The organism is Streptomyces sp. NBC_01352 (assembly GCF_036237295.1).
In the GTDB taxonomy this organism is placed as follows: Bacteria; Actinomycetota; Actinomycetes; order Streptomycetales; family Streptomycetaceae; genus Streptomyces; species Streptomyces plumbiresistens.
Genome location: NZ_CP108354.1, coordinates 9,156,908 through 9,181,773, shown reverse-complemented (window position 1 = coordinate 9,181,773; position 24,866 = coordinate 9,156,908). Strand labels below are relative to the sequence as shown.

Below are 24,866 nucleotides of genomic sequence, written 5' to 3'. Positions count from 1 at the left end.
CGACGGCAGAGCGTATTTGGGTGCCTCGGTTGGAGTAAGGAGTAGCCCCATGCAGCACGGTCCCGCGGTGCGCCGCCGGAAGCTGGGCGCCGAACTGCGTGCGCTGCGCACCGGTGCGGAGCTCACGAGTGGTGAGGCGGCCCGGCTCGTGGGGTGGCACCAGTCCAAGGTGAGCCGGATCGAGACCGGCGCGAGCGGTGTGAAACCGGCCGATGTTCGGTTACTCCTCGACGCCTACGGGGTGCACGACTCCCAACTACGGGAGTTGCTCCTGATGTTGGCGGGATCCGACGAGGGCGGCGGCCGCCACCACTGGTGGCACGCGTACCGCGGGGTGCTGCCGCCGACCTACCGGGACTTCATCAGCCTGGAGTCGCAGGCGAGCACGATGCGCACCCTGGAGATCTCTGTGGTGCCCGGGCTCCTGCAGACCCCCGAGTACGCCCGGGCGGTGACGAAGGCGGCGGTGGACGGGCTGGACGAGGAGAAGCTGGACGCCCTGGTCGAGGTGCGCCTGGCCCGGCAGGACGTGCTGCGTTCGCATCCGCCGCTGGAGCTGAGTGCCGTCCTGGACGAGGCCGTGCTGCGGCGGGAGGTGGGCGGCCCCGACATCATGGCGCGGCAGCTGGCACGGCTGGTGGAAGCGGCGCGGCTGCCCCAAGTGCGGTTGCAGGTACTGCCGTTCGCGGCCGGCGCGCACATCGGCGTCACCGGCCCTTTCGTTATTTTCTCATTTTCGCGCACATCTGATCTGGATGTGGTTGTTCTCGACCACTTGACGAGTAGCCTCTATCTCGAGCGGAAAGAAGACCTCCAGGCCTACACCGAGGCCTTCAACGCCCTTCAGTTCCACGCCCTTTCGCCCGAGGACTCGTTGGACTACATCGCCGCTGTAGGTGACGGCGCGTAAGGAGGCACCATGTCTGCCCTGCCTCGGCACGTACTTTCCGGTACTGATCTGCCCGGCCTGCGGTGGCTGCGCAGCAGTTACAGCACAGGAGCGAACAACTGCGTCGAGACCGCCCGGCTCGTGGCCGGGCACTCGGCGGGACTGCTCGCCGTGCGCGACTCGAAGAACCCGGCCGGACCCGCGCTGCTCTTCTCCCCCGAGAGCTGGGCGGGTTTCACGGCCGCGGTGCACCACATCTGACCCGTTCAGTCATCTGGCGACGCACGGCCGTGGCACGCCGACTCACGGTCGCGTCTCGCCGATCACCCCTACAGCGCGTTCGATCTGCCCGTCCAGGAGGTCCGCGCGGGCGGTCAGCCTCAGCCGGGAGATGCCGTCGGGCACGGAAGGAGGACGGAAGCAGCCCACGGCCAGCCCCTGCGCACGACAGTCGGCCGCCCAGCGCACGGCACCCTCCGGGGACGGTGCGCGCACGGAGACGACCGCGGCGTCCGGACGTACCGCTTCCAGACCCGCGGCGCTCAGGCGTGCGTGCAGCTCGGCGGCGACCGCGCGCGCCCGCGCCGCCCGCTCCGGCTCGCGGCGCAGCAGGCGCACGGCCGCCAGGGCCGCGCCCGCCGCCGCGGGGGCGAGGCCGGTGTCGAAGATGAACGTCCGGGCCGCGTTGACCAGGTGGTCGATCACCCCGGCGGGACCGAGGACGGCACCGCCCTGGCTGCCGAGCGACTTGGACAGCGTGACCGTCACGACGACGTCGTCGGCGCCCGCGAGGCCCGCCGCCTGCGGGGCGCCGCGGCCGCCGTCGCCGAGGACCCCGAGACCGTGGGCGTCGTCGACCACCAGTCCCGCGCCGCGCTCCCGGCACGCTTCGGCGAGCCCGGCCAGCGGGGCAGCGTCGCCGTCGACGGAGAAGACCGTGTCGGAGACGACGACGGCGGGTCCCTCGTGGGTCAGGAGCGCCTTGCGTACGGCGTCCGGATCGGCGTGCGCGACGACCTGCGTGCTCCCGCGGGCCAGCCGGCAGCCGTCGATGAGCGAGGCGTGGTTGCCCGCGTCGGAGACGATCAGCGAACCGTGCGGCGCCAGCGCGGTGACCGCGGCGAGGTTGGCCGCGTAGCCCGAGGAGAAGACGAGCGCCGCCTCGAAGCCGCAGAAGTCGGCCAGCTCGCGTTCCAGTTCCTGGTGCAGCTCCGTGGTGCCGGTGACGAGCCGGGAGCCCGTCGAGCCGCCGCCCCAGGTCCGCGCGGCCCGCGCCGCGCCCTCGGTGACCTCCCGGTGCCGGGCCAGGCCCAGGTAGTCGTTGCTCGCCAGGTCCAGGAGCGGGGAGTCGGAAGGGCGGGGGCGCAGCGTCCGTACGAGTCCGGCGCGGCGGCGCAGCTCGGCCTGCTCGTCGATCCAGGCGAACGCCATCGGCCCTCCAGGGAATGGGTAGACAGTGCCGGTGATTTGTAGGCAGTCCACAGACACTAGCGGGACTGCCGGGCCCCCATGATGTGGCAATACCCACACGTCGAAGCGCCTCTGTTGTGCGAACTCTCCTTGGCCGAAGGCGGCTGCGTAAGACAGGATCGGCTCTCATGGACCTGCTGAACACGCTGGTGGACAAGGGGCTTCGGCGCGAGCTGCCGACCCGCGAGGAGGCGCTGGCCGTCCTCGCCACTTCCGACGACGACCTGCTCGATGTGGTGGCCGCGGCCGGCAAGGTGCGCCGGCACTGGTTCGGGCGACGGGTGAAACTGAACTACCTGGTCAACCTCAAGTCGGGCCTGTGCCCGGAGGACTGTTCCTACTGCTCCCAGCGGCTCGGCTCCAAGGCCGGCATCCTCAAGTACACCTGGCTCAAGCCCGACGACGCCTCGAAGGCCGCCGCGGCCGGGTTGGCGGGAGGCGCCAAACGGGTGTGTCTGGTGGCCAGTGGGCGCGGGCCCACCGACCGGGACGTGGACCGGGTCTCCGACACCATCAAGGCGATCAAGGACCAGAACGAGGGCGTCGAGGTGTGCGCCTGCCTCGGCCTGCTCTCCGACGGCCAGGCGGAGCGGCTGCGCGCGGCGGGCGCGGACGCCTACAACCACAACCTCAACACGTCCGAGGAGACGTACGGGGACATCACGACCACGCACACGTACGCCGACCGGGTGGACACCGTGCAGAAGGCGCACGCGGCCGGGCTGTCCGCCTGCTCCGGGCTGATCGCGGGCATGGGCGAGCGCGACGAGGACCTGATCGACGTGGTCTTCTCGCTGCGCGAGCTGGACGCGGACTCGGTGCCGGTCAACTTCCTGATCCCGGTCGAGGGCACCCCGCTCGCCAAGGAGTGGAACCTCACCCCGCAGCGCTGCCTGCGGATCCTGGCGATGGTCCGGTTCGTCTGCCCGGACGTCGAGGTGCGTATCGCGGGCGGCCGCGAGGTCCATCTGCGCTCGATGCAGCCGCTCGCCCTGCACCTGGCCAACTCGATCTTCCTGGGCGACTACCTCACGACGGAGGGCCAGGCCGGCAAGGCCGACCTGGACATGATCGCGGACGCCGGGTTCGAGGTGGAGGGCACCGACCAGGTGACGCTGCCGGAGCACCGGGTGACTGCCGGGGGCGGGTGCGGGTCGCACGAGGGCGGGGGCGGGTGCGGGTCGCACGAAGGGGGCGGCGCGTGCGGGTCCGCTCCGGCCGCAGCTCCGGCCGCCGCGCCTGCGGGCGAGCCTCGTACGGACCTGGTGGCCGTACGCCGTCGAGGCGCCGGAACGGACCTCGCGCCCAATGCCTGACCTGACCGGCCTGCCTGTCGCCGAGTTGCTGGAGCTGGACCGGCGGCACGTCTGGCATCCGTACGGGCCCATGCCCGGCCGGCAGGAACCGCTCGTCGTGGAGTCGGCGAGCGGGGTACGGCTGCGCCTGGCCGACGGCTCGGGCGAGCTGGTCGACGGCATGTCGTCCTGGTGGTCGGCGATCCACGGCTACAACCACCCGGTGCTCAACGAGGCCGCGCGCGAGCAGCTCGGCCGGATGAGCCACGTGATGTTCGGCGGGCTCACCCACGAGCCCGCCGTACGGCTCGCGAAGCTCCTTGTCGACATGTCGCCGGACGGCCTGGAGCATGTCTTCCTCGCCGACTCCGGGTCGGTGTCGGTCGAGGTCGCGGTCAAGATGTGCCTGCAGTACTGGCGCTCGCTGGGGCGGCCTGCCAAGCAGCGCCTGTTGACCTGGCGCGGCGGCTACCACGGCGACACCTGGCAGCCGATGTCGGTGTGCGACCCCGAGGGCGGGATGCACGAGCTGTGGTCCGGGGTGCTCCAGCGCCAGGTGTTCGCGGACCCGCCGCCGGCGGAGTACGAGGAGGCGTACGCCGACCGGCTGCGCGCGCTGATCGAGCGGCACGCCGACGAGCTGGCCGCGGTGATCGTCGAGCCGGTGGTGCAGGGCGCGGGCGGGATGCGGTTCCACTCCCCCGCGTACCTGCGGGTGCTGCGCGAGGCGTGCGACGCGCACGGCGTGCTGCTGGTGTTCGACGAGATCGCGACCGGGTTCGGCCGCACCGGCGCGCTGTTCGCGGCGGAGCACGCGGCGGTGACCCCGGACGTGATGTGCGTGGGCAAGGCGCTGACCGGCGGCTATATGACCATGGCGGCCACCCTGTGCACCGCGCGCGTGGCCGACGGCATCTCGCGGGGCGAGGTCCCGGTCCTCGCCCACGGCCCGACCTTCATGGGCAATCCCCTCGCCGCCTCGGTCGCCTGCGCCTCGATCGAGCTGCTGCTGGGCCAGGACTGGCTCGCGGAGGTCAAGCGGATCGAGGCGGGGCTGCGGGACGGGCTGGCGCCCGCTCTTGGTGTCCCGGGCGTGAAGGACGTCCGGGTCCTCGGCGCCATCGGGGTCGTGCAGCTCGACCACGCCGCGGACATGAAGGCGGCCACGGAAGCCGCCGTGCGCGAGGGCGTGTGGCTGCGGCCGTTCCGCGACCTCGTGTACACGATGCCGCCGTACGTCACGGGCGACGCGGACGTGACGCGGATCGCGCGCGCGGTGTGCGCGGCGGCGCGCGAAGGGTGAGCGGGAGGGATGACATGCCGGTACTGGTGATCACGGGCACGGGCACGGAGGTCGGCAAGACGGTCGCGACCGCCGCCGTGGCCGCCGCTGCGCTCGCCGCCGGACGCTCGGTGGCCGTGCTCAAGGCCGCGCAGACGGGCGTACGGCCGGACGAGCCCGGGGACGCCTCCGAGGTGGCGCGGCTCGCGGGTGCCGTAACAGCCGCCGAACTCGCCCGTTTTCCCGAGCCGTTGGCACCGGCCACGGCCGCGCGGCGGGCGGGGCGGGCGCCGGTGCGTCCCCAGGAGGTCGCCGAGGCCGCCGCCAAGCTGGCCACCGAGCACGACCTGGTGCTGGTCGAGGGGGCGGGCGGACTGCTCGTGCGGTTCGACGCGGTGGGCGGGACGCTGGCCGACGCGGCCGCGCTGCTGGCGGCACCGGTGCTGGTGGTGGCAGCGGCGGGCCTGGGCACGCTGAACACCACGGAACTGACGGCCCGTGAACTCCGTAGACGTGAGCTCGACTTGGCCGGAATCCTGATCGGCAGCTGGCCCGAGGCACCCGATCTCGCCTCGCGCTGCAATCTGGCGGACCTGCCGGACGTGTCCGGGGCCCCGCTGCTGGGCGCCCTGCCCGCCGGTGCCGGGGCCCTCGATCCCGCCGACTTCCGTACCGCGGCGCCGGGTTGGCTGGCGCCGCGGCTGGACGGGACGTGGGACGCGGAGGCGTTCTGGAGGCGGGAGGCTCCCTAGGCCCCCAGGGCCTGTCCGGCGGATCAGGTCGCAGACGCGGGGCCGCAGTGACATCAGCCGCTCCGCGGCGGGCGCCGATCTGCGGCGTTGTCGTCGGTTGCCGATTCCCCCACTCTCGACTTCGCTCGAGCGGGGGGACCCCCATCGCATCGACGCCCTCCTCCGCCTTGCAGCTCGACGCACCATGCCCCGCTCACCCGCGTCGATCACGCACCGCCGACTTCCTGCGACCTGATCCGCCGGACAGGCCCTAGTCGCCGGCTTCCGCGAGGAGCCTCACCAGTTCGATGCGGGAGCGGATGCCAAGCCGGGTGAAGACGCCGCGCAGATGGTGGTCGATCGTGCGCGGGCTGAGCGCCAGGCGGTCGGCGATCTCGCGGTTGGTGGCGCCCTCGGCGGCCATCTTGGCGACCCGGAGCTGCTGGGCGGTGAGGCGGGCCGTGGGGGTGTCGGGGGCGGTGTGGGCGGGTGCCGTCGGCGCGCCCAGGGCACGCAGTTCGGTGCGGGCCTGGGCCGCGCAGTGCGGTGCGCCGAAGGAGTCGAACGCCTCCAGGGCGCTGTGGAGGCGGTCGCGTGCCTCGGTACGGCGGCGCAGCCGGCGCAGTGCGCTGCCGAACAGCAGCTCCGTGCGGGCGCGTTCGAAGTCCCGGGTGCCGTGGGAGTGCAGGTCGAGTGCGCAGCGGTAGTGCTCCACGGCCTCCCCGTCCGGCGCCAGCAGGGCCCGGCAGCGGGCACTGAGGGCCAGGTCGTCGGGGCTGAGCACCGCGCTCGCCCACCGGTGGTAGTCGGCGTGGGCGACCCGCGCGACCCGGGAGTCGCCGGTGCGGACGGCGGCCTCGACGTAGTGCGGGGTGGCCAGGTGCCGGATCGCGCGGTGGCCGTGGCCGGGGCCGAACCCGGCGAGGGCGCGCAGCCGGGCCGCCGCAGCGGCGAAGCGGCCGGTGCTGAGGTCGAGGTAGGCGAGCGCCCACTGGGCGAGCGCGGCGGGCAGGCCGAGGCCGCGGGCGAGGGCGTACGTCCGTGCGGTCGCGGCGCGTTCGCGGCAGACGTCCGCGTCGCCGGTGACCGCCGCGAACATGGCGAGCGCGGCCTGCAGATGGCAGGCGCCGTTGTCCTGGCCGGTGGCGTACGCCTCCCTCAGCGCGTCCGCCGCGGCGGCCTCCCCGGCCTTCGGGCGCCCCGTCCAGAAGTCGGCGTAGGCCCGGAACTCCATCGCCTGCACCACGGTGGCCGTGGCGCCCCGAGCCCGGGCCGAGGCGTCCGCGCGGAGGGTGGCGGTGGCGGCCCGGGTGTGGTCTCCGAGCAGCAGCGCGGCGATGCCGGCGTGGATGAGCAGGGTGGGGTCCCCACCGGGACCGCACCGCCCGGCCGCCGCCATCAGCAGATCCCGCGCGTCCTCGTACCGCCCGTCGAAAGCGGCGGCCAGCCCACCGAGCGTCCCGGGCACCGGGATCCCCAGCCGGTCGGCGGCCCGCGCCGCCTCCCGGCACCGACGCAGGTCACCGGTGTAGATGGCGGCTTCGGTGGCACGGGCGAGGAGTTGGGCGGCGGGGTCGGGGGCGCGCGTCTGGGAGCCGGCGGACGAGGCAGCCTGCCTGCCCCGCACCGCAGCCACGGACGGCGTACGGCGCAACTCGCCCCCGGCGTCCGCGCCGTCGCCGTCGCCGGACGAGGCGTCAGGGCGGTCGCCTCCCCCGCCCTCACCCGCCGCCCTGCGCACCGCAGCCCCCAGCAACGCGTCGAACGCCTCCGAGGCGTTGCCCGCCCGCAGGGCGAGGATGCCGGTCAGCGCCTCCTCGTGGCCGGCGGCGGCCAGCCGGCGGGCGCGGTCGCCGTCGCCTGAGTGCCAGGCGCACGCGGCGGCGAGGGCGAGGAGGCGGGACTGTTCGCCCGGGTCGGAGCTGAGCGCGGCCGCGCGTTCGGCGAGGGCCCGGGCCGGGGCGAGCCGGCCCGCGGCCTGCACGTTGCGCGCCGCGGTCCCGAGTTCCGCCGAGAGCCGGCCGCTCGGGCCGAGGGCGCCCGCGCCGCGGTGCCAGGAGCGGCCGGACGTCTCGTCGTCGCCGCGCAGCACGCGGGCCAGCAGCCGGTGGGCGACGCGCCGGTCCGCCGGGGAGCCGGTCTCGTACGCGGCGATCCTGGTCCAGGCGTCCCGGAAGACGACCCCACCCGCCGTGGCCTGCGCGATGCCGGCCTTCTCGGCGGCCTCAAGCGGCCGGGTGTCGAGGCGGGCGGCCGTGACGGCGCGCAGGAAGGCGTGGGTGGGCACCGGGTACTGGTCGGCCGCCGCGAGGAGCAGGAGCAGGCGGGTGTCGTCGGGCAGCGCCTGGATCTCCGCGCGGTGTGCGCGCAGCAACGCGGGGGCCAGTTCGGCCGGTTCCGTCGGCAGGGGGTCCAGGCCCGCCGACTGCCGTTCGGTGAGCAGCGGTACGAGTTCGGCGGCGGCGCGCGGATCGCCGTACACGGCACGCAGCACTCGGACGCGGACGCCTTCGGCGAGCACGGGTGCCGACCGCTTGCACGTGTCCGTGCGCAGCGGTGGCGAAGTGCGCTCGCGGGGCTGGGGGTTCACCGGAGTCACCACGCCATTGACGTTACTGGCGCGTTAATTCACCCGTAAAGACCGGCGATTCAGCCGATGCGGCGCGCGTAGACCCGGCCTGACACTCCTGACAACCCCACCCGTATCAGGAGGCTTCATGCAGCGCTCCAAGCGTCGCATCGCCGCGGCCGTGTCGGCCGTGACGGCACCGCTCCTTCTGTCACTCTCCCTGGCCGCGGCCCCCGCGCAGGCCGCGACCCACAACCCGATCGTCTTCGTGCACGGCCTGAGCAGTTCGTCCAGCAGCTGGGACGACTGGGCCGGCTACTTCAGGGCCGACGGTTACACCGCCGCGGAGCTGGACGCCTGGTCGTACAGCTGGTCCCAGTCGAACGTGACGACCGCCAGGCAACTGGCCACCGAGATCCAGAACGTGCTCGCCCGGACCGGCGCCTCGAAGGTCGACCTGGTCGTGCACTCGATGGGCGCGCTCAGCTCCCGCTACTACCTGAAGAACCTCGGCGGGACGGCGTACGTCGACGACTTCGTCTCGACCGCCGGCACCAACCACGGTACGTCCACCGCCTCGTGGTGCTCGTGGCTGTACACCTCCTGCGCGGAGATGTACACCGGCAGTTCCTTCCTCACCTCGCTGAACTCCGGCGACGAGACACCGGGCAGTGTGTCGTACGCGAGCTACTGGTCGAACTGCGACGACGCGCTCACCCCGGACACCACGGCGATCCTGAACGGCGCCACCAATGTCGAGGTCGGCTGCGTGTCGCACACCGACATGAACAACGACCACGGTGTCTACGAGCAGGTGCGCGACTTCGTGGAGTGAGGGACCGCGGGGGGTGCGACGGGCTCGTACGGGGGACAATCCTGGTGAGGCCCGCCTGCCAGGGAGGTTGCCATGCCGCTGCGGTCCGCGCGATCCGGCAAGGTGTCCCGTGATCCCGTCCACCACCCGCTGTTCGCCCGGTACTACGCCCGGATCAGTGTGAGCGCCGAGACCAGGATGGGCATGGGCGGCGTGCGCGAACGGCTGCTGTCCGGGCTGTCCGGGCGGGTCATCGAGATCGGCGCGGGAAACGGCCTGAACTTCGCGCACTATCCGGGCACCGTCTCGGAGGTGGTGGCCATCGAACCGGAGCGCGTACTGCGTAAGTTGGCCGTGGAGGCGGCCCTGCGCTCCGGGGTGCCGGTCGACGTGGTGCCGGGCGCCGCGGAGGCGCTCCCGGTCAAGAGCGAGGCCTTCGACGCGGCGGTGATCTCGCTGGTGCTGTGCAGCGTGCGGGACGTGCCGCGGGCCCTCGGCGAGATACGGCGGGTGCTGCGGCCCGGTGGCGAGGTGCGGTTCTTCGAGCACGGCAGGGGCGGCGGCCGGGCGATGGGTCTCACCCAGCGCGCACTGGACCGCACGCTCTGGCCGCCGCTGAGCGGTGGCTGCCATGTGGCCCGGGACCCGATCGCCGCCCTGCGGGACGCCGGGTTCGAGCTCGGCCCCTACCGGCAGCTGCTGATGCCCGAGAAGGGCCCGAGGCTGCCCACGTCCTACTGCGTGCTGGGCACCGCGTGGCGCCCCGCGTCGCAGGAGCCGTGATCATTCGCTCCACCTGTGCAGATCACTCGCTCCACTGGCGCAGTTCCTGCGCGATGTCCTGCACGGACGCCTCGCCGCTCTTGACCAGCCGGGCCAGTTCACGCACCTGCTCGGGTGAGGTGACGACCTTGAGGCCGCTGGCCACCAGGTAGGCGTACGCCACGGCCGAGGCGAAGAGGGCGTTGGAGCGTTCCAACGCGGGGACGTGGACGAGGAGTTGGAGCAGAGCGGCGGCACGCGCGTGCGGGCTGTCGTAGACAGGCGCGTCGAATATCTCGGCCTGGTGGCGCGCGACAGCGGCGACGAGGGCACCCCAGTCGGTGACCTGGGGGTCTCCGGGGGTCCGCTGTTCGGCGAGCATCAGGAGCCAGGCGAGGTCGATTCGGAGATTGCTCAACGGATCAGCGGCGCCCTTCGCCGATCTCGTCGGTGAACACCTTCTCGTACTGCTTCATGAAGTCGGCGGCGGCCTCCACGAAGGTGTGGCCCACCTCGCCGGTGTCCTGTCTGACCAGTTCCTCGATGTAGCGGTTGACGCTCATCCCGCGGGCCAGGGCCCGTTCGCGGGCCGCGCGGGCCGTGCCCTCGTCGACGCGCACGTTCAGCTGGGTCTTCGCCATACCTTGAAGCTAGCGCCGGATTGCTAGCACCCGCAAGGGGGGGGCAGGTCACGCACCCGGGCAGGGAAGGTGCCCCTTACATCGGTATCAGGGACCCGACCTGCGACGGAGACCGACTCGACCCCACGAGGGATACCGGGTGTGGGCTCGGTCACACTACCCTCGGGCGGGACCAGGAGTGCGCGACGTCCACGAGCGAGGAGAGAGCCTTGTCCACACCCGCTGCTCAGCACGTGCCGGGCCAGGCACCGGCCGACGGGATCGCCGCCCGCGCCCGTGGCCTGACCAAGGCGTACGGCTCGGGCGAGACGACCGTGCTGGCCCTGGACTCGGTGGACGTGGACATCGCACGCGGCCGGTTCACCGCCGTCATGGGGCCATCCGGCTCCGGGAAGTCCACGATGATGCACTGCCTGGCGGGCCTCGACACCGTCTCGGCCGGACAGGTATGGCTCGGCGACACCGAGATCACGGGACTGAAGGACCGCGAGCTGACCCGGCTGCGCCGGGACCGGATCGGCTTCATGTTCCAGTCGTTCAACCTCATCCCGACGCTGAACGCGGCCGAGAACATCACCCTGCCGATGGACATCGCGGGCAAGAAGCCCGACGAGAAGTGGCTGGACCAGGTCATCGACACGCTGGGGCTGCGGGACCGGCTCAAACACCGGCCGTCCCAGCTGTCCGGCGGCCAGCAGCAGCGCGTCGCGTGTGCGCGGGCACTCGCCTCCCGGCCGGAGCTGATCTTCGCGGACGAACCGACCGGCAACCTCGACTCGCGGGCCGGCCTGGAAGTCCTCGGCTTCCTGCGCGAGGCGGTCGACCAGCTCGGGCAGACCGTCGTCATGGTCAGCCACGACCCGGGCGCCGCCGCCCACTCCGACCTGGTGCTCTTCCTCGCGGACGGGCGGATCGTCGACGAGATGGAGCGGCCGACCGCGGAGGCGGTCCTCGAACGCATGAAGCGCTTCGACGTGACCCGGGCCGCGCCGTTCACCGCCGAAGACGGGGGCACCCCGTCCGACGTCACCCTCGACAAGGACTGATCCCGTGCTGAAGGCGACGCTCCGCAGCTTCCTCGCCCACAAGGGACGACTGCTGCTCTCCGCGCTGGCCGTCGTCCTGTCCGTGGCGTTCGTCGCGGGCAGCCTGATCTTCTCCGACACGCTCAGCCGGACCTTCGACCGGCTCTTCGCCACGACCGCGCCCGACGTCACCGTCAGCCCGAGGGAGACCCTCGACGAGACCGTGCCGTCCGGCATGACGGCGACCCTGCCGGCCGAGCTCGCGGCCCGGGTGGCCGCCATCGACGGGGTGGCCGCCGCGCGCTCGGACGCCGAGGTCGAGAACATCACCGTCGTCGACGACGAGAACGAGACCGTCGGGCCGACCACCGGCGCCCCCACCATCGGCACCGACTGGAACCCGGACGAGCGCAGCCCGGTCGAGCTCACCTCGGGACACGCCCCGCGGGGACCGGCCGAGGCGATGCTCGACTCGGAGACCGCCGACCGCAAGGACGTAACGATCGGCGACACGCTCAGCGTGATCGCGGGTCCGGGCTCCTTCAAGGTCGAGGTGGTCGGCATCGCCACCTTCACCACCACGAACCCCGGCGCCGCGCTGCTCTTCCTCGACCCCGAGACCGCGCGGGAGAAGCTGCTGGGCGACGCGAAGGCCGCGACCAGCATCTCGGTCGACGCCGACGAGGGCGTGAGCGACGCTCAGCTGAAGCAGCGCGTGGCCGCCGCGCTCGGCACGGACACCTACGACTACCGGACCGCCGACGAGCAGGCCGAGTCGGACGTCGAACAGCTCGGCGGATTCCTCGACATCATCAAGTACGTCATGCTCGGCTTCGCCGGCATCGCCACGCTGGTGGGCATTTTCCTCATCGTCAACACCTTCTCGATGCTGATCGCGCAGCGCACCCGCGAGCTGGGCCTGCTGCGCGCGCTGGGCGCCGACCGGCGCCAGGTGCGCCGCTCGGTCCTCACCGAGGCGCTGCTGCTCGGCCTGGTCGGCTCCACACTGGGCCTGGCCACCGGCATCGGGCTCGCGGCCGGGCTGATCGAGCTGATGAACGCGCTCGGCATGAACATCAAGTCCAGCGAGATGGTGATCGGCTGGGGCACGCCGGTGGCTGCGTACGTCGTCGGTGTCGGCGTCACCTTCGTCGCGGCCTACCTACCGGCCCGGCGCGCGGCGGGCGTCTCGCCGATGGCGGCCCTCGCGGACGCCGAGATCGCCGGGATCGGCCGGCCGCTGCGGACGCGGGCGATCGTCGGCGGTGTCGTCGCGGCACTCGGCGCGGCCGCGCTCGTCGGCTGCGTCACCGCGTCCGAGACCGGTTCCGCGGCCTCCCTGCTGGGCCTCGGCATCATCCTCACCCTCCTCGCCACCGTGATCGCGGGCCCGCTGCTGGTGCGGCCGGTGATCCGGGTGCTCGGCGGCGCCTTCCCGGCGCTGTTCGGGTCCGTGGGCCGCATGAGCCAGCGCAACGCCCTGCGCAATCCCCGCCGCACCGGCGCCACCGCGGCCGCGCTGATGGTGGGCCTGGCGCTGGTGGGCGGGATGTCGGTGGCGAGCGCCTCGATGAGCGAGTCCTTCGACCAGCAGATCGACGAGACGCTGGGCGCCGACTTCGTCGTGCAGAACGGCAACTTCCTGCCCTTCCCGCAGGAGGTCACCGAGGCGGTGCGGGACACGCCGGGCGCGGGACTCGTCGTACGGTCGCGGCTCACCCCGATCGCGGTACGGCTGCCGGACGGCGACCGGGTCGAGACGACCGCCGCGGCCTACGACCCGCAGCTCGACGAGGTCGCCACCATCACGTACGCGCAGGGCGACACCGAGAACGCGCTCGCGGGCGGGAACCTCGCCATGGACCTGGACTTCGCGCGGGACCACGGCGTCCGGGTCGGCAGTACGATCCCCGTCGAGTTCCAGGGCGGACGCACCACCGAACTGACGGTCGGCGCCCTCACCGACCAGGACGCCGCCGAGGGGTTCGGGACCCAGGGCGGTCTGTACTTCGGCCTGGACACCCTGGAGGAGTTCGCGCCGGGCGGTCAGGACTCCGCGCTGTACGTGAACGCCGGCTCCGGACTGACCGCCGACGAGCTGCGCGACAACCTGGAGCGGACGCTCGACCCGTATCCGCAGGTGCAGGTGCGCGACCTGGCCGACTACAAGGAACTGGTCCACGACCAGATCGCGGTCCTGCTCTACCTCGTCTACGCGCTGCTGGGGCTGGCCATCGTCATCGCGGTCCTCGGCGTGGTCAACACCCTTGCCCTGTCGGTCGTGGAGCGGACCCGGGAGATCGGTCTGCTGCGGGCCATCGGGCTCGCCCGGCGTCAGCTGCGCCGGATGATCCGGCTGGAGTCGGTGGTGATCGCGGTGTTCGGCGCCGTCCTGGGGCTCGCGCTGGGGCTGGTGTGGGGCGTGTGCACCCAGCAGGTGCTGGCCCTGCAGGGCATGAACGCGCTCGCGATCCCCTGGGGCACGATCGTCGCGGTCGTCGTCGGCTCGGCGGTGGTGGGTGTCGTGGCGGCGCTGCTGCCCGCGTTGCGTGCATCACGCATGAATGTGCTGGCGGCCATCGCGCACGAGTGATGGAATCCGGACGGGTACTCAAGTCGCCTACTGCCGAGGAGAGTTCATGTCCCGTCCGTTCCGTTTCGGTGCCAGCATGATCGTCCCCGCGCCCGCCGAGGAGTGGCGCGCCAAGTGCCGCCGGGCCGAGGACCTGGGCTACGACGTGATCCTGGTCCCCGACCACCTCGGCATGGTCGCGCCCTTCCCGGCGCTGGTCGCGGCGGCGGAGGCGACCACGCGGCCGCGACTGGGCACCTTCGTGCTCAACGCCGGCTTCTGGAACCCCGCGTTGCTGGCCCGCGAGGTCGCCACCACCGACGCGCTGACCGGCGGACGGCTGGAACTGGGCCTCGGCACCGGATACGTACAGGCCGAGCACGACACGGCCCACCTTCCGTACGGCTCGCCGGGCGAGCGGGTGGACCATCTGCGGCGCACGATCGAGGAGTTGGGACGACTGCTCGCGTCCCCGGAACACCAACCTCAGCCTGTCCGGAAAGTGCCGCTCATGGTCGGCGGCAACGGCGACCGCATGCTGCGGCTCACCGCCGAGCACGCCGACATCGCGGCCTTCACCGGCGCGCGCCCGGTGCCGGGGGACGCGGCGGGCAAGATGCTGCCGATCACTCCCAAGGAACTCGACGAGCGCGTGGCCCGGTACCGAGAGCTCGCGAAGGGGCGTTCGGAGCCGGCCGAACTGAACCTCCTCATCCAGCTGGTGGCGATCACCGACGACCCGGAGGCGGCCGTCCGGCCCCTCGTGGAGCGGGTGCCCGACCTCAGCGTGGAACAGGCCCTGGAGCTGCCCCTCGTCCTGGCAGGCACGCTGGAGCAGATCACCGCGAAGGTGCTGGCGCAGCGTGAGCGGTACGGCTTCTCTTATCTGACGGTCCTGGAGCCGTACATGGAGGCGTTCGCGCCGGTGGTCGCCCGGTTGCGGGGCCGATGACGGTCTCGCAGGGCCGATGACCGTCCGGATGCCGGAATTCCGGGTCCCGGTCCGGGTCGGCGTGATGGGATCGCCGTATGACCGACCTGCGGATACGGGCCGCGACGCCCGGCGACCTCGACAGCGTGCTGGCCTTCTGGAAGGTGGCCGCCGAGGGCACGAGCATCAGCGACGACCGGAGCGGCGTGGAGCGGCTGGTCGCCCGTGACCCCGAGGCGCTGATCCTGGCCGAGCTCGACGGCGAACTCGTCGGCACGGTGATCGCGGGCTTCGACGGCTGGCGCTGCCATCTGTACCGGCTCGCGGTCCACCCGGACCGCCGCCGCCGGGGCATCGGCGGCGCCCTGCTCACGGCCGCCGAGGAGCGTTTCGTACAGTTGGGCGGGCGTCGTGGGGACGCGATGGTGCTGACGCGCAACGAGACCGCGCACCACGCGTGGCGGGCCGCCGGGTACGCGCCCGAGGAGAAGTGGCGACGTTGGGTGAAGCCCCTGACGGACTAGGGAACCGGCCACCGAACGTACTCTTTTGCCCATCCTTTACTATTAGTGGGCCACTCGGTCCTCCATGAAAGGTGTGAGCGTCCGCCCATGGGCGAACCTCCCAGTACCAGTACGCGACATCGCGCGATCCTCCCCGCACTGCCCGACCATGGGACGGAGGTGACCCGATGACGGAAGTGCTTCTGCTGCTGGTGGCGATCCTGCTCTCGCTGATCTGTGGCGCCTTCGTCGCCGCGGAGTTCTCGCTGACCACCGTCGACCGCGGCGAACTGGAGCGCGCGGTCGAGCGCGGCGAGCGGGGCGCGGCCGGGGCCCTGAAGGCCGTACGCAGCCTGACCTTCCAGCTCTCCGGCGCGCAGCTCGGCATCACGGTCACCAACCTGGTGGTCGGCATGCTCTCCGAGCCGTCGATCGCCGCGCTGATCGCGGGCCCGCTGGAATCGGTCGGCGTCTCCCGCTCCACGGCGAGTTCCCTGGCCCTGGTGCTCGGTACGGCCCTGTCGACGGTGTTCCTGATGGTCGTCGGCGAGCTGGTGCCGAAGAACTGGGCGATCTCCTCGCCGCTGGCCGTGGCCAAGCGGGTGGGCAACGCCCAGCGCTGGTTCAGCGCCGCGTTCCGCCCCTTCATCACCCACCTCAACAACACCGCCAACCGCGCGGTGCGCCTCTTCGGTCTGGAGCCCGCCGAGGAGCTGGCCTCGGCGCGCGGGCCGCAGGAGCTGGCCGCGCTGGCCCGGCACTCCGCGCGGGAGGGCGCCCTGGAGGCGGACACCGCCGAGCTGTTCGTACGGACGCTGAACCTCGCCGACCTGACCGCGGAGAACGTGATGACTCCGCGCGTCCAGGTCATCGCCCTGGACGCGCAGGCGACCTGCGAGGACGTGGCGAACGCGACCCGGGCGACCGGCCTGTCCCGGTTCCCGGTCTACCGCGGCAACCTCGACTCGGTCGTGGGCACCGCGCACATCAAGGACGTCCTGGCGGTCCCCGCCGAGCTCCGCACCCGCGTGTCCGTGTCCGAGCTGATGCGCGAGCCGCTCCTGGTCCCGGAGTCCCTCACCGTCGACCGGCTCCTGGACCGGCTGTCCGGCAAGCGCACGATGGCCGTGGTCATCGACGAGTACGGCGGCACGGCGGGCGTGGCCACGCTGGAGGACATCGTCGAGGAGGTCGTCGGCGAGGTGCGGGACGAGCACGACCCGCACGAGACGCCCGACCTGGCCCGGGCCGGCACCGACGAGGAGGGCCGCGCCCTGTACTCCGCGGACGGCTCCACCCGCACCGACCAGCTCGCCCGCGTGGGCCTGAGGGCCCCCGAGGGGCCGTACGAGACCCTGGCCGGCCTTGTCGCGACGGAGCTCGGCCGCATCCCCGCCGTCGAGGACCGGGTCGAGGTCGCGGGCTGGCTGCTGGACGTGGTGGACGCGTCGGGCCGCAGGGCCGCGCGGCTGCTGCTGCACGCACCGCTGCATGAAGGGATGACGGAGGTGGAGGGCAAGTGACCGCCGTTCAGTTGCTGATCGGGCTGGCGACCCTCGTCGTCAACGCCTTCTTCGTGGGCGCGGAGTTCGCGCTGATCTCCGTACGCCGCAGCCAGATCGAGCCGCATGCCGACCAGGGCGACCGGCGCGCGAAGAGCGTGCTGTGGGGTCTGCAGCACGTGTCCGCGCTGATGGCGGCCGCACAGCTCGGCATCACGCTGTGCACGCTGGTCCTGGGTGTGGTCGCGGAGCCGGCCATCGCGCATCTGCTGGAGCCGGTGTTCCATGCCATGGGGGTGCCCGCCGGCGCCGGACACGCGGTCTCCTTCGTGATCGCGCTGACCCTGGCGACGTATCTGCACATGCTGCTCGGCGAGATGATCCCGAAGAACATCGCGCTCGCGGAGCCGGTGCGCAGCGCGCTGGTGCTCGGCCCGCCGCTGGTCGCCCTGTCCCGGGCGCTGCGACCGGTGATCTTCACGATCAACGCCTTCGCCAACACCCTGCTGAAGCTCCTCAGGGTCGAGACCAAGGACGAGGTCGCGGCCACCTTCTCGGACGCCGAGCTGGCCCGGATCGTGCGGGACTCCGGCGAGGCGGGTCTGATCGACGACCGTGCGCGGGAGCGGCTGCACGACGCGCTGGAACTGGGGCGCCGGCCGGTGCGGGACGTGGTGCTGCCCCTGGAACGTGTCGTCTACGCGCGCGTGGGCATCACTCCGGAACAGCTGGAGCAGCTGTCGGCCGAGTCCGGGTTCTCCCGCTTCCCGGTGGTGGACGACGGGCGCCGCATCGTCGGCTACCTGCATGTGAAGGACGCGCTGGACGCCGCTCCGCGGGACGTGCCGTTCCGGGTGCAGGACATGCGGCCCAGCGCCCGGGTGCGGGAGAGCACCCCGCTGGACGACGTCCTGACGGCGATGCGGGGCAGCCGTACGCATCTCGCGGCCGTGCTGGGCTCCGACGGGCGGCTGACCGGCCTGGTGACCATGGAGGACGTGCTGCGGGAGCTGTTCGGGCAGCGGGCCTGATCAGTGAGGTGCGGGGGCCCGGGCCGACCGACCGGCGGGTATGGGCCCGGGTTACCATCTGTGACGCCATGCAGAAGAACCCCACATACACCAGCCTGGTCGCGGTCGGCGACTCCTTCACCGAGGGCATGTCGGACCTGCTGCCGGACGGCACCTACCGCGGCTGGGCCGACCTGCTCGCCGGGCGGATGGCCGCCCACTCCCCCGACTTCCGCTACGCGAACCTCGCGGTGCGGGGCAAGCTGATCGGGCAGATCGTCGCCGAGCAGATCGACGTGGCGGCGGCCATGCGGGCCGACGTCGTCACGCTGGTCGGCGGGCTCAACGACACGCTCCGGCCCAAGTGCGACATGGGGCGGGTGCGCGCGCTGCTGACGGAGGCCGTGGAGCGGCTCGCCCCGTCCTGCGAGCAGCTGGTGCTGATGCGCAGCCCGGGGCGCCAGGGCCCGGTCCTGGAGCGCTTCCGGCCGCGCATGGAGGAGCTGTTCGAGTGCATCGACGGCCTCGCCGAGAAGCACGGCGCGCTGGTCGTCGACCTGTACGGGGCGCCGTCGCTCGGCGATCCCCGGATGTGGGACGTGGACCGGCTGCACCTGAGCGGCGAGGGACACCGGCGGGTCGCGGAGGCGGTGTGGCAGGGGCTCGGCTACGAGCCCGAGGACACCGAGTGGCGCACACCGCTGCCCCTCACACCACCGCCGGGCTGGGCCGCCCGCCGGGTCGCGGACGCCCGCTTCGCCCGCCAGTACCTCCTCCCGTGGATCGGCCGCCGCCTGACGGGCCGCTCCTCGGGCGACGGACTCCCGCCGAAGCGGCCGGACCTGTCGCCGTACGAGGGCCCCGCGGAGTAACCCGCCGTGGCCACGCGGGTGATCAACGTCAGGGGCCGGCTCCACGAGTACGGCCCCCGGCTGGAACACGCCCCGGCGGACGTGGTCTACGTCGGCCGCCGCTGGACCATGGGCGGCTGGGACCTGCCCCGGCACCCGCTGTACAACCCGTTCACCTACGACACCCCGGTGAAGCGGCGGGACGGCACCCGGGCGGAGGTCATGGCGAAGTACCGGGCATACCTCCTCGAGCGGCCCGGGCTGCTGGAGCTGGTGCCGCCACTGCGCGGGAAGGCGCTGGCCTGCTGGTGTGCGCCTCAGTTGTGCCATGCGGAGGTGCTGGCGGAGCTCGCGGAGACGCTCTCGTAGGTTCCGACAAGGGCACCCGTGGCGCTGGCCTGCAGGAATCGCCAGTAGAATCCGTACACGTGACTTCCGCTCCCGCCAAGCCCCGCATCCCGAACGTCCTCGCCGGACGCTACGCCTCCGCCGAGCTCGCCACGCTCTGGTCGCCCGAGCAGAAGGTGAAGCTGGAGCGTCAGCTCTGGCTCGCCGTGCTGCGGGCCCAGAAGGACCTCGGGATCGAGGTGCCGGACGCGGCGATCGCCGACTACGAGCGCGTCCTCGACCAGGTCGACCTGGCCTCGATCGCCGAGCGCGAGAAGGTCACGCGGCACGACGTGAAGGCGCGGATCGAGGAGTTCAACGACCTCGCCGGGCACGAGCACGTGCACAAGGGCATGACCTCCCGGGACCTCACCGAGAACGTGGAGCAGCTGCAGATCCGGCTCTCCCTGGAGCTGGTGCGCGACCGTACGGTGGCAGTGCTGGCGCGGCTAGGGAAGCTGGCGGGCGAGTACGGCGAGCTGGTCATGGCCGGCCGTTCGCACAACGTGGCCGCGCAGGCGACGACGCTCGGCAAGCGGTTCGCGACCGCGGCCGACGAGCTGCTCGTGGCGTACGGCCGGGTCGAGGAACTCCTCGCCCGCTACCCTCTGCGCGGCATCAAGGGCCCGGTCGGTACGGCCCAGGACATGCTGGACCTGCTGGGCGGGGACGCGGGCAAGCTGGCGGACCTGGAGCAGCGGATCGCCGGGCACCTGGGCTTCGCGCAGGCGTTCACCTCGGTCGGCCAGGTCTACCCGCGCTCGCTGGACTACGAGGTGGTGACCTCGCTGGTGCAGCTGGCGGCGGCCCCGTCGTCGCTGGCGAAGACGATCCGCCTGATGGCCGGGCACGAGCTGGTCACCGAGGGCTTCAAGCCGGGCCAGGTCGGCTCGTCCGCGATGCCGCACAAGATGAACACCCGTTCCTGCGAGCGCGTCAACGGCCTGATGGTCATCCTGCGCGGCTACGCGTCGATGACCGGCGAGCTGGCCGGCGACCAGTGGAACGAGGGGGACGTGTCCTGCTCGGTGGTGCGCCGGGTGGCCCTTCCCGACGCGTTCTTCGCGCTCGACGGTCTGCTGGAGACGTTCCTTACGGTGCTCGACGAGTTCGGCGCCTTCCCGGCCGTCGTCGCCCGTGAGCTGGACCGCTACCTGCCGTTCCTCGCCACCACCAAGGTGCTGATGGGCGCGGTGCGCGCCGGCGTCGGCCGCGAGCTCGCGCACGAGGCGATCAAGGAGAACGCGGTGGCCTCCGCGCTGGCGATGCGCGAGCAGGGCGCCGAACGCAACGAACTGCTGGACAAGCTGGCCGCCGACGAGCGCCTTCCGCTGGACCGTGCCCAGCTGGACGCGCTGATGGCCGACAAGCTGTCCTTCACGGGCGCGGCGGCCGACCAGGTCGCCACGGTCGTCGGCCGCGTCGAGGAGATCGTGAAGCAGCGCCCGGAGGCCGCGGGTTACACCCCCGGAGCGATCCTCTGACGCGCTTCACTCCCGAGGAGTTGGAGGCCGCCCGCGACCGTCTGGTACCGGACGTCGTCGCGGACGGCCTCCGTGTGCTGTTCTGCGGCATCAACCCCGGCCTCATGACGGCCGCGACGGGCCACCACTTCGCCCGCCCGGGCAACCGGTTCTGGCCGGTGCTGCAGTTGTCCGGGTTCACGCCGAGGCTCCTGAAGCCGTCCGAGCAGCAGGAGTTGCTGTCGTACGGTCTCGGCATCACGAACGTCGTGGCCCGGGCGAGCGCGCGGGCCGACGAGCTGAGCGCGGAGGAGTACCGGGAGGGCGGGCGGCTCCTGGCACTCAAGGTGGCCCGGCTGCGCCCGCGTTGGCTGGCCGTCGTCGGGGTCACCGCCTACCGTGCCGCGTTCGACGACCGCAGGGCCCAAGTGGGGCCGCAGGAGCGGACGATCGGGGACACGCGGGTGTGGGTGCTGCCGAATCCGAGCGGGCTGAACGCGCACTGGACGGCCGCGACGATGGCGGAGGAGTTCGCGCGGTTGCGGGTGGCTGCGGAGGCCTAGGGCAGGCGGCGGGGGCGCGGGCTCAGAGGCGGGTGCGGAGACTCACAGGCGGGCCCGGAGGGCCAAAGCAGGTCTTGTAGGCGCCCTAGAGGACGTCGGCGCCCCACGCCGTCGCCTGCGGCAGGAACCTGTTCTCGGCCGCGTGGGCCGCCATGCGGGCGTTGCGCGCCCGGGCCTCGGGGCCGTCCGGCAGGTGGAACTCCTCGCCCGCCCGCGCGGAACCGGCCTGCACGTCGGTGGCGGTCGCCAGCCGTCGGCTCACGTACCGGTCGAGCGCGTCGGGTACGTCGGCCGGGGTCGCACCCACGAGGGCGTCACCGAGTACGGCCGCGTCCAGGATCGCCTGTGCCGCGCCCTGGGCCTGGAACGGCACCATCGCGTGGGCACTGTCACCCAGCAGGGTCACCCGCCCGATGTTCCATCGGGCGAGCGGGGCACGGGTGTAGAGGCCGTAGCGGAACACCTGTCCCGCGCGTTCCAGGACGTCGAGCACGCGGGGGTCCCACCCGTCGAACTCCCGCAGTTGCTCTCCCGGTTCCGCCCGGGCGGTCCACGACTCCTGCGCCGCCTCCGTCCCGAACACGGCCACGACGTTGAGCAGTTCCCCGCGACGCACCCGGTAGTGGACGAAGTGCCGGCCGGGTCCGAGCCAGACGCCGAGTTGCGGCAGGTCCAGATCGGCCAACTGGTCGGCCGGGAGCAGCGCCCGGTAGGCGGCGGTTCCCGAGAACACCGCCTCGTCCGCGCCGAAGAGCCACTGGCGGGCCGCGGACCGTATCCCGTCGGCGGCCACAACCAGGTCCGCGCGCAGGTGCTCGCCGCCGGCCGTGGTCACGTAGGCGGCCTCGTCGTCCTGGTCGATTCCCACGACAGCCGTGTTCAGGCGCACCGACCGGGGCGGCACCGCGGCGGCCAGGGCCTGGTGGAGATCGGCCCGGTGGAGCAGGAGGTAGGGCGCCCCGAACGTGTCCTCGACCTCGCGGCCCAGCGCGTAGCGGCAGATCTCCGCGCCGTCGGACCAGGTGCAAAAGCTCAGGTGGGAGGGGCGGGCGGCGTGCGCGGCCACCTCGTCGAGGAGGCCGAGTCGGCGCAGCACGCGGGTGGCGTGGGGCGCGAGCTGGATCCCGGCTCCGATCTCGGTGAACCGCGGCGTCTGCTCGACGAGTGTGACCTCATGGCCGGCGCGGCCCAGGCTCAGCGTCGCGGCCAGTCCCCCGATGCCCGCCCCTACGACGATCGCCCGCATGCCACGACCTCACCTCGACGTCAGTCGCGTGCCCCTGTCCCGACCGGCGACCCTGCCGAACACGGGGGCGTCGGTCAACCGGAGACGTCCGAAATGGCCGGTAACAGCGCTCGGTCACGGCGGGTCGATCTCCGTGACCACGGCGAGGAGCCGGACCTCGTCGGACGGGTTCAGGTCGGCGACGGCCACCGCGACCCAACGGCCGGTGCCCTCCGCCTCCCACACGTACGCGAGGCCTGCGTCCGCGCTGAGCATCACCCAGGGCTCGGGTATCTCCTCCCGATCGGTACGCAACAGGGTGGTCTGCAGGTTCATCGGTGCCGTGTGTCCCCAGCGCGGCGCCAGCAGTTCGTACAGGGCGTCCCGGTCCTTCTCGTACTGCTCCACCGTCGTGGCGCGCACCCCGCAGTCGCTGTCCGCCGCAACCTGGCTGCTCTCTAACACCGCGATGTGGTACCCGGGTCCCTCCACGCCGATTTCCGACGAGCCGCGCTCCGCCGGAAAGGGTCGGAAGCACAGCTCGTCGATGAGCGCGATGTGCCGTGCGATGTTCATGTGGTCCAGTAAACCCGTCGCCACTGACAATTGGTGTGGCGTCAGACATCCCGGCGTCAGGCGTCCCGGCGCCGCACGCTCCACGCCCCCGCCAGCAGCGCCGCCGCCGTCCACAGCGCGGTCACCGCGAGCCCGGACCACGGGCCCAGTGTGCCGTCGTACGTCTGGTGGAGAACCACCTGGCCGGCCCTGTCGGGCAGGAAGTCGGCGACGGTGCCCGCCGCGTCCCCGACGACGAACGAGACGACGAGGATGAACGGGATCAGAAGGGACAGCGTGGCGACTCCGCTGCGCAGCAGGGCGGCCAGACCGGCCGCGAACAATGCCATCAGCGTCAGGTAGGTCCCGCCGCCCACGACCCCGCGCAGCTGCTCCTCGACGGTGAGCCCGCTCGCCGCGTCGCCGAGGCCGGCCCGCGCCACGAAAAGGGCAACGAAGGCGGTGAGCAGTCCCACGAGGAGGGCGGGTACGGCGATCGCGGTCACCTTGGCGGCGAACCACCGTCCGCGCTGCGGCACAGCGGCGAAGGTCAGCCGGAGCCCACCCCCGTGGAGTTCTGACGACACGGCCATCGCACCGAAGGAGATCGCGGCGATCTGGCCGGGCGCGATCCCGGAGAGTGCCATGAACAGCGGGTCGAACTCGGGGTCGGACGTCTCGGAGACCCCGGCGACGGCGGAGAACACGGTGGTCGCGGCGAACACCGCCAGCAGTGCTCCGCACAGCGAGCGCAGTGTGCGGATCTTCAGCCACTCTGCGCGCAGAACGGATGCGAACGACATGTCAGGCCTCCTGCGGCTGTGTCGCGGACGGGTGGGCGGCGAACTCGGCTTCCGAGACCGTGAGGTCGAGATAGGCCTGCTCCAACGTGCCTTCCACAGCGGCCAGTTCGAGGACCGGCACGCCCGCGCTCGACATGAGGCGGCCGATGTCGTCCACGCGCGCGTGGTGCACGGTCCAGTGCCCGTCCTCGTGCTGCTCGGCGTCGTGGCCGTGCCGGGCGAGGACCGCCTTGAGCGCGGTGGGGTCCGATGTGCGGATGCGTACGCGGGGCCGCACGCGCGCGTGGATGAACTCCCGCATTGGGGTGTCGGCGAGCAGGCGGCCCCGGCCGAGGACCACGAGGTGGTCGGCGAAGGACGCGGTCTCGTTCATCAGATGGCTGGAGACCAGGACCGTGCGTCCCTCGGCCGCGAGCCGGCGCAGCAACTCGCGGATCCAGATGATGCCTTCGGGGTCGAGGCCGTTCGACGGCTCGTCGAGCATGACCACCTCGGGGTCGCCGAGCAGGGCGCCGGCGATGCCGAGCCGCTGTCGCATGCCCAGGGAGTACGTCCGCACCCGGCGCCGCGCCACCGAGGCGAGCCCGGTCTCCTCCAGCAGTTCGTCGACCCGGCGGTCCGGGATGCGGTTGCCCGCCGCCAGGGTGCGCAGGTGGTCGCGGCCGGTGCGGGAGCCGTGTGCGGCCTGCGCGTCGAGCAGGGCGCCCACCTGGTGGAGGGGTTCGCGCAGGGTGGCGTAGGCGCGGCCGTCGATCGTGGCGGAGCCGGAGCTCGGCCGGTCGAGGCCGAGCACCAGCCGCATAGTGGTGGACTTCCCGGCGCCGTTGGGGCCGAGGAAGCCGGTGACGCGGCCGGGCAGGACCCGGAAGGTGAGGTGGTCGACGGCTCGTCGGGTGCCGTACTCCTTGGTGAGGTCCTGGACGTCGATGCTGGTCATGGCAGCATCCTGGCCGCGGGGAGGGGGGCGGGGCCTCCCCCGCGCGTGGAGATCGTCTCCCCCGTGCGGGGGAGGTCCGTTGTCAG

At 72.4% G+C, this 24,866-nt stretch carries 25 protein-coding genes; 17 read left to right on the top strand and 8 right to left on the bottom strand.

Annotated features, from left to right (window positions below; all coding sequences use genetic code 11):
- Nucleotides 1–49: 49 nt before the first annotated feature.
- Nucleotides 50–910 carry a helix-turn-helix domain-containing protein gene (locus OG252_RS42170; protein ID WP_266443688.1) on the top strand — a complete coding sequence of 287 codons (861 nt, stop codon included), beginning with the start codon at nt 50–52 and terminating at the stop codon, nt 908–910.
- Nucleotides 911–919: 9 nt separating this feature from the next.
- Nucleotides 920–1,150, top strand: a complete 231-nt coding sequence (locus OG252_RS42165; RefSeq protein ID WP_266443683.1) for a DUF397 domain-containing protein — start codon at nt 920–922, stop codon at nt 1,148–1,150.
- Nucleotides 1,151–1,192: 42 nt separating this feature from the next.
- On the opposite strand, the gene OG252_RS42160 is transcribed toward OG252_RS42165, so the two are convergent.
- Nucleotides 1,193–2,320 carry an 8-amino-7-oxononanoate synthase gene (locus OG252_RS42160; protein WP_329342801.1) on the bottom strand — a complete coding sequence of 376 codons (1,128 nt, stop codon included), beginning with the start codon at nt 2,318–2,320 and terminating at the stop codon, nt 1,193–1,195.
- A gap of 167 nt (nt 2,321–2,487) precedes the next feature.
- On the opposite strand from OG252_RS42160, the gene bioB reads away from it, so the two are divergent.
- From bioB to bioD, 3 genes are read left to right on the top strand one after another with little or no spacing between them, the layout of a single operon-like run.
- The gene (gene bioB / locus OG252_RS42155; RefSeq protein WP_329342798.1) at nt 2,488–3,675 is read left to right on the top strand and encodes a biotin synthase BioB; all 1,188 of its coding nucleotides are present in this window, start codon (nt 2,488–2,490) and stop codon (nt 3,673–3,675) included.
- Nucleotides 3,668–4,957 (top strand): adenosylmethionine--8-amino-7-oxononanoate transaminase, encoded by a 1,290-nt coding sequence (locus tag OG252_RS42150; protein WP_329342796.1) that lies wholly within the window; start codon nt 3,668–3,670, stop codon nt 4,955–4,957. The genes bioB and OG252_RS42150 overlap by 8 nt, the downstream gene beginning before the upstream one ends.
- 14 nt (nt 4,958–4,971) lie before the next feature.
- Nucleotides 4,972–5,688, top strand: coding sequence for a dethiobiotin synthase (gene bioD, locus OG252_RS42145; RefSeq protein ID WP_329342794.1), 717 nt, complete (start codon nt 4,972–4,974; stop codon nt 5,686–5,688).
- A 250-nt stretch (nt 5,689–5,938) separates the two neighbouring features.
- Here bioD and OG252_RS42140 read toward each other — a convergent pair whose 3' ends face one another.
- Nucleotides 5,939–8,269, bottom strand: coding sequence for a helix-turn-helix transcriptional regulator (locus OG252_RS42140; RefSeq protein WP_329342792.1), 2,331 nt, complete (start codon nt 8,267–8,269; stop codon nt 5,939–5,941).
- 115 nt (nt 8,270–8,384) lie between these two features.
- On the opposite strand from OG252_RS42140, the gene OG252_RS42135 reads away from it, so the two are divergent.
- Entirely contained in the window at nt 8,385–9,071 is a 687-nt protein-coding gene (locus tag OG252_RS42135) for an esterase/lipase family protein (RefSeq protein WP_266443671.1), read from the top strand.
- Nucleotides 9,072–9,143: 72 nt separating this feature from the next.
- A complete protein-coding gene (locus OG252_RS42130) occupies nt 9,144–9,833 on the top strand; it encodes a class I SAM-dependent methyltransferase (protein WP_329342790.1) in 690 nt (229 codons plus the stop codon).
- A 22-nt stretch (nt 9,834–9,855) separates the two neighbouring features.
- Here OG252_RS42130 and OG252_RS42125 read toward each other — a convergent pair whose 3' ends face one another.
- Both OG252_RS42125 and OG252_RS42120 read right to left on the bottom strand, forming a co-directional pair.
- Nucleotides 9,856–10,230 carry a fic family toxin-antitoxin system, toxin component gene (locus OG252_RS42125; protein WP_266443666.1) on the bottom strand — a complete coding sequence of 125 codons (375 nt, stop codon included), beginning with the start codon at nt 10,228–10,230 and terminating at the stop codon, nt 9,856–9,858.
- Nucleotides 10,231–10,234: 4 nt separating this feature from the next.
- Nucleotides 10,235–10,453 (bottom strand): toxin-antitoxin system HicB family antitoxin, encoded by a 219-nt coding sequence (locus OG252_RS42120; RefSeq protein WP_266443663.1) that lies wholly within the window; start codon nt 10,451–10,453, stop codon nt 10,235–10,237.
- A gap of 209 nt (nt 10,454–10,662) precedes the next feature.
- On the opposite strand from OG252_RS42120, the gene OG252_RS42115 reads away from it, so the two are divergent.
- The 10 genes from OG252_RS42115 (at nt 10,663) to mug (ending at nt 21,260) form a co-directional block, all read left to right on the top strand.
- Nucleotides 10,663–11,499 (top strand): ABC transporter ATP-binding protein, encoded by an 837-nt coding sequence (locus tag OG252_RS42115; protein ID WP_266443661.1) that lies wholly within the window; start codon nt 10,663–10,665, stop codon nt 11,497–11,499.
- Between the two features lie 4 nt (nt 11,500–11,503).
- The gene (locus OG252_RS42110; RefSeq protein WP_266443658.1) at nt 11,504–14,071 is read left to right on the top strand and encodes an ABC transporter permease; all 2,568 of its coding nucleotides are present in this window, start codon (nt 11,504–11,506) and stop codon (nt 14,069–14,071) included.
- Nucleotides 14,072–14,117: 46 nt separating this feature from the next.
- Nucleotides 14,118–15,002 carry an LLM class F420-dependent oxidoreductase gene (locus OG252_RS42105; RefSeq protein ID WP_266443655.1) on the top strand — a complete coding sequence of 295 codons (885 nt, stop codon included), beginning with the start codon at nt 14,118–14,120 and terminating at the stop codon, nt 15,000–15,002.
- Between the two features lie 77 nt (nt 15,003–15,079).
- Nucleotides 15,080–15,505, top strand: coding sequence for a GNAT family N-acetyltransferase (locus OG252_RS42100; protein WP_266443652.1), 426 nt, complete (start codon nt 15,080–15,082; stop codon nt 15,503–15,505).
- 167 nt (nt 15,506–15,672) lie between these two features.
- On the top strand, nt 15,673–17,007 hold the full coding sequence (locus OG252_RS42095; RefSeq protein WP_266443647.1) for a hemolysin family protein: 1,335 nt from the start codon (nt 15,673–15,675) through the stop codon (nt 17,005–17,007).
- Nucleotides 17,004–18,017, top strand: a complete 1,014-nt coding sequence (locus OG252_RS42090) for a hemolysin family protein (protein ID WP_266443645.1) — start codon at nt 17,004–17,006, stop codon at nt 18,015–18,017. Before OG252_RS42095 ends, OG252_RS42090 begins: the two co-directional genes overlap by 4 nt.
- Nucleotides 18,018–18,085: 68 nt before the next feature.
- On the top strand, nt 18,086–18,868 hold the full coding sequence (locus tag OG252_RS42085; protein WP_266443642.1) for an SGNH/GDSL hydrolase family protein: 783 nt from the start codon (nt 18,086–18,088) through the stop codon (nt 18,866–18,868).
- A gap of 6 nt (nt 18,869–18,874) precedes the next feature.
- Nucleotides 18,875–19,216, top strand: coding sequence for a DUF4326 domain-containing protein (locus OG252_RS42080; protein WP_266443639.1), 342 nt, complete (start codon nt 18,875–18,877; stop codon nt 19,214–19,216).
- A 59-nt stretch (nt 19,217–19,275) separates the two neighbouring features.
- Entirely contained in the window at nt 19,276–20,718 is a 1,443-nt protein-coding gene (purB, locus tag OG252_RS42075; protein WP_329342781.1) for an adenylosuccinate lyase, read from the top strand.
- The gene (mug, locus tag OG252_RS42070; protein ID WP_266448776.1) at nt 20,715–21,260 is read left to right on the top strand and encodes a G/U mismatch-specific DNA glycosylase; all 546 of its coding nucleotides are present in this window, start codon (nt 20,715–20,717) and stop codon (nt 21,258–21,260) included. The genes purB and mug overlap by 4 nt, the downstream gene beginning before the upstream one ends.
- A gap of 85 nt (nt 21,261–21,345) precedes the next feature.
- On the opposite strand, the gene OG252_RS42065 is transcribed toward mug, so the two are convergent.
- The 4 genes from OG252_RS42065 to OG252_RS42050 form a co-directional block, all read right to left on the bottom strand.
- Nucleotides 21,346–22,506: an FAD-dependent monooxygenase gene (locus OG252_RS42065; protein ID WP_266443634.1), complete on the bottom strand. Its 1,161-nt coding sequence runs from the start codon at nt 22,504–22,506 to the stop codon at nt 21,346–21,348.
- 114 nt (nt 22,507–22,620) lie between these two features.
- Nucleotides 22,621–23,061: a hypothetical protein gene (locus OG252_RS42060; RefSeq protein WP_266443631.1), complete on the bottom strand. Its 441-nt coding sequence runs from the start codon at nt 23,059–23,061 to the stop codon at nt 22,621–22,623.
- 56 nt (nt 23,062–23,117) lie between these two features.
- Nucleotides 23,118–23,843 (bottom strand): ABC transporter permease, encoded by a 726-nt coding sequence (locus OG252_RS42055; protein ID WP_329342778.1) that lies wholly within the window; start codon nt 23,841–23,843, stop codon nt 23,118–23,120.
- Nucleotide 23,844: 1 nt separating this feature from the next.
- Nucleotides 23,845–24,780: an ABC transporter ATP-binding protein gene (locus OG252_RS42050; RefSeq protein ID WP_266443625.1), complete on the bottom strand. Its 936-nt coding sequence runs from the start codon at nt 24,778–24,780 to the stop codon at nt 23,845–23,847.
- Nucleotides 24,781–24,866 lie beyond the last annotated feature (86 nt).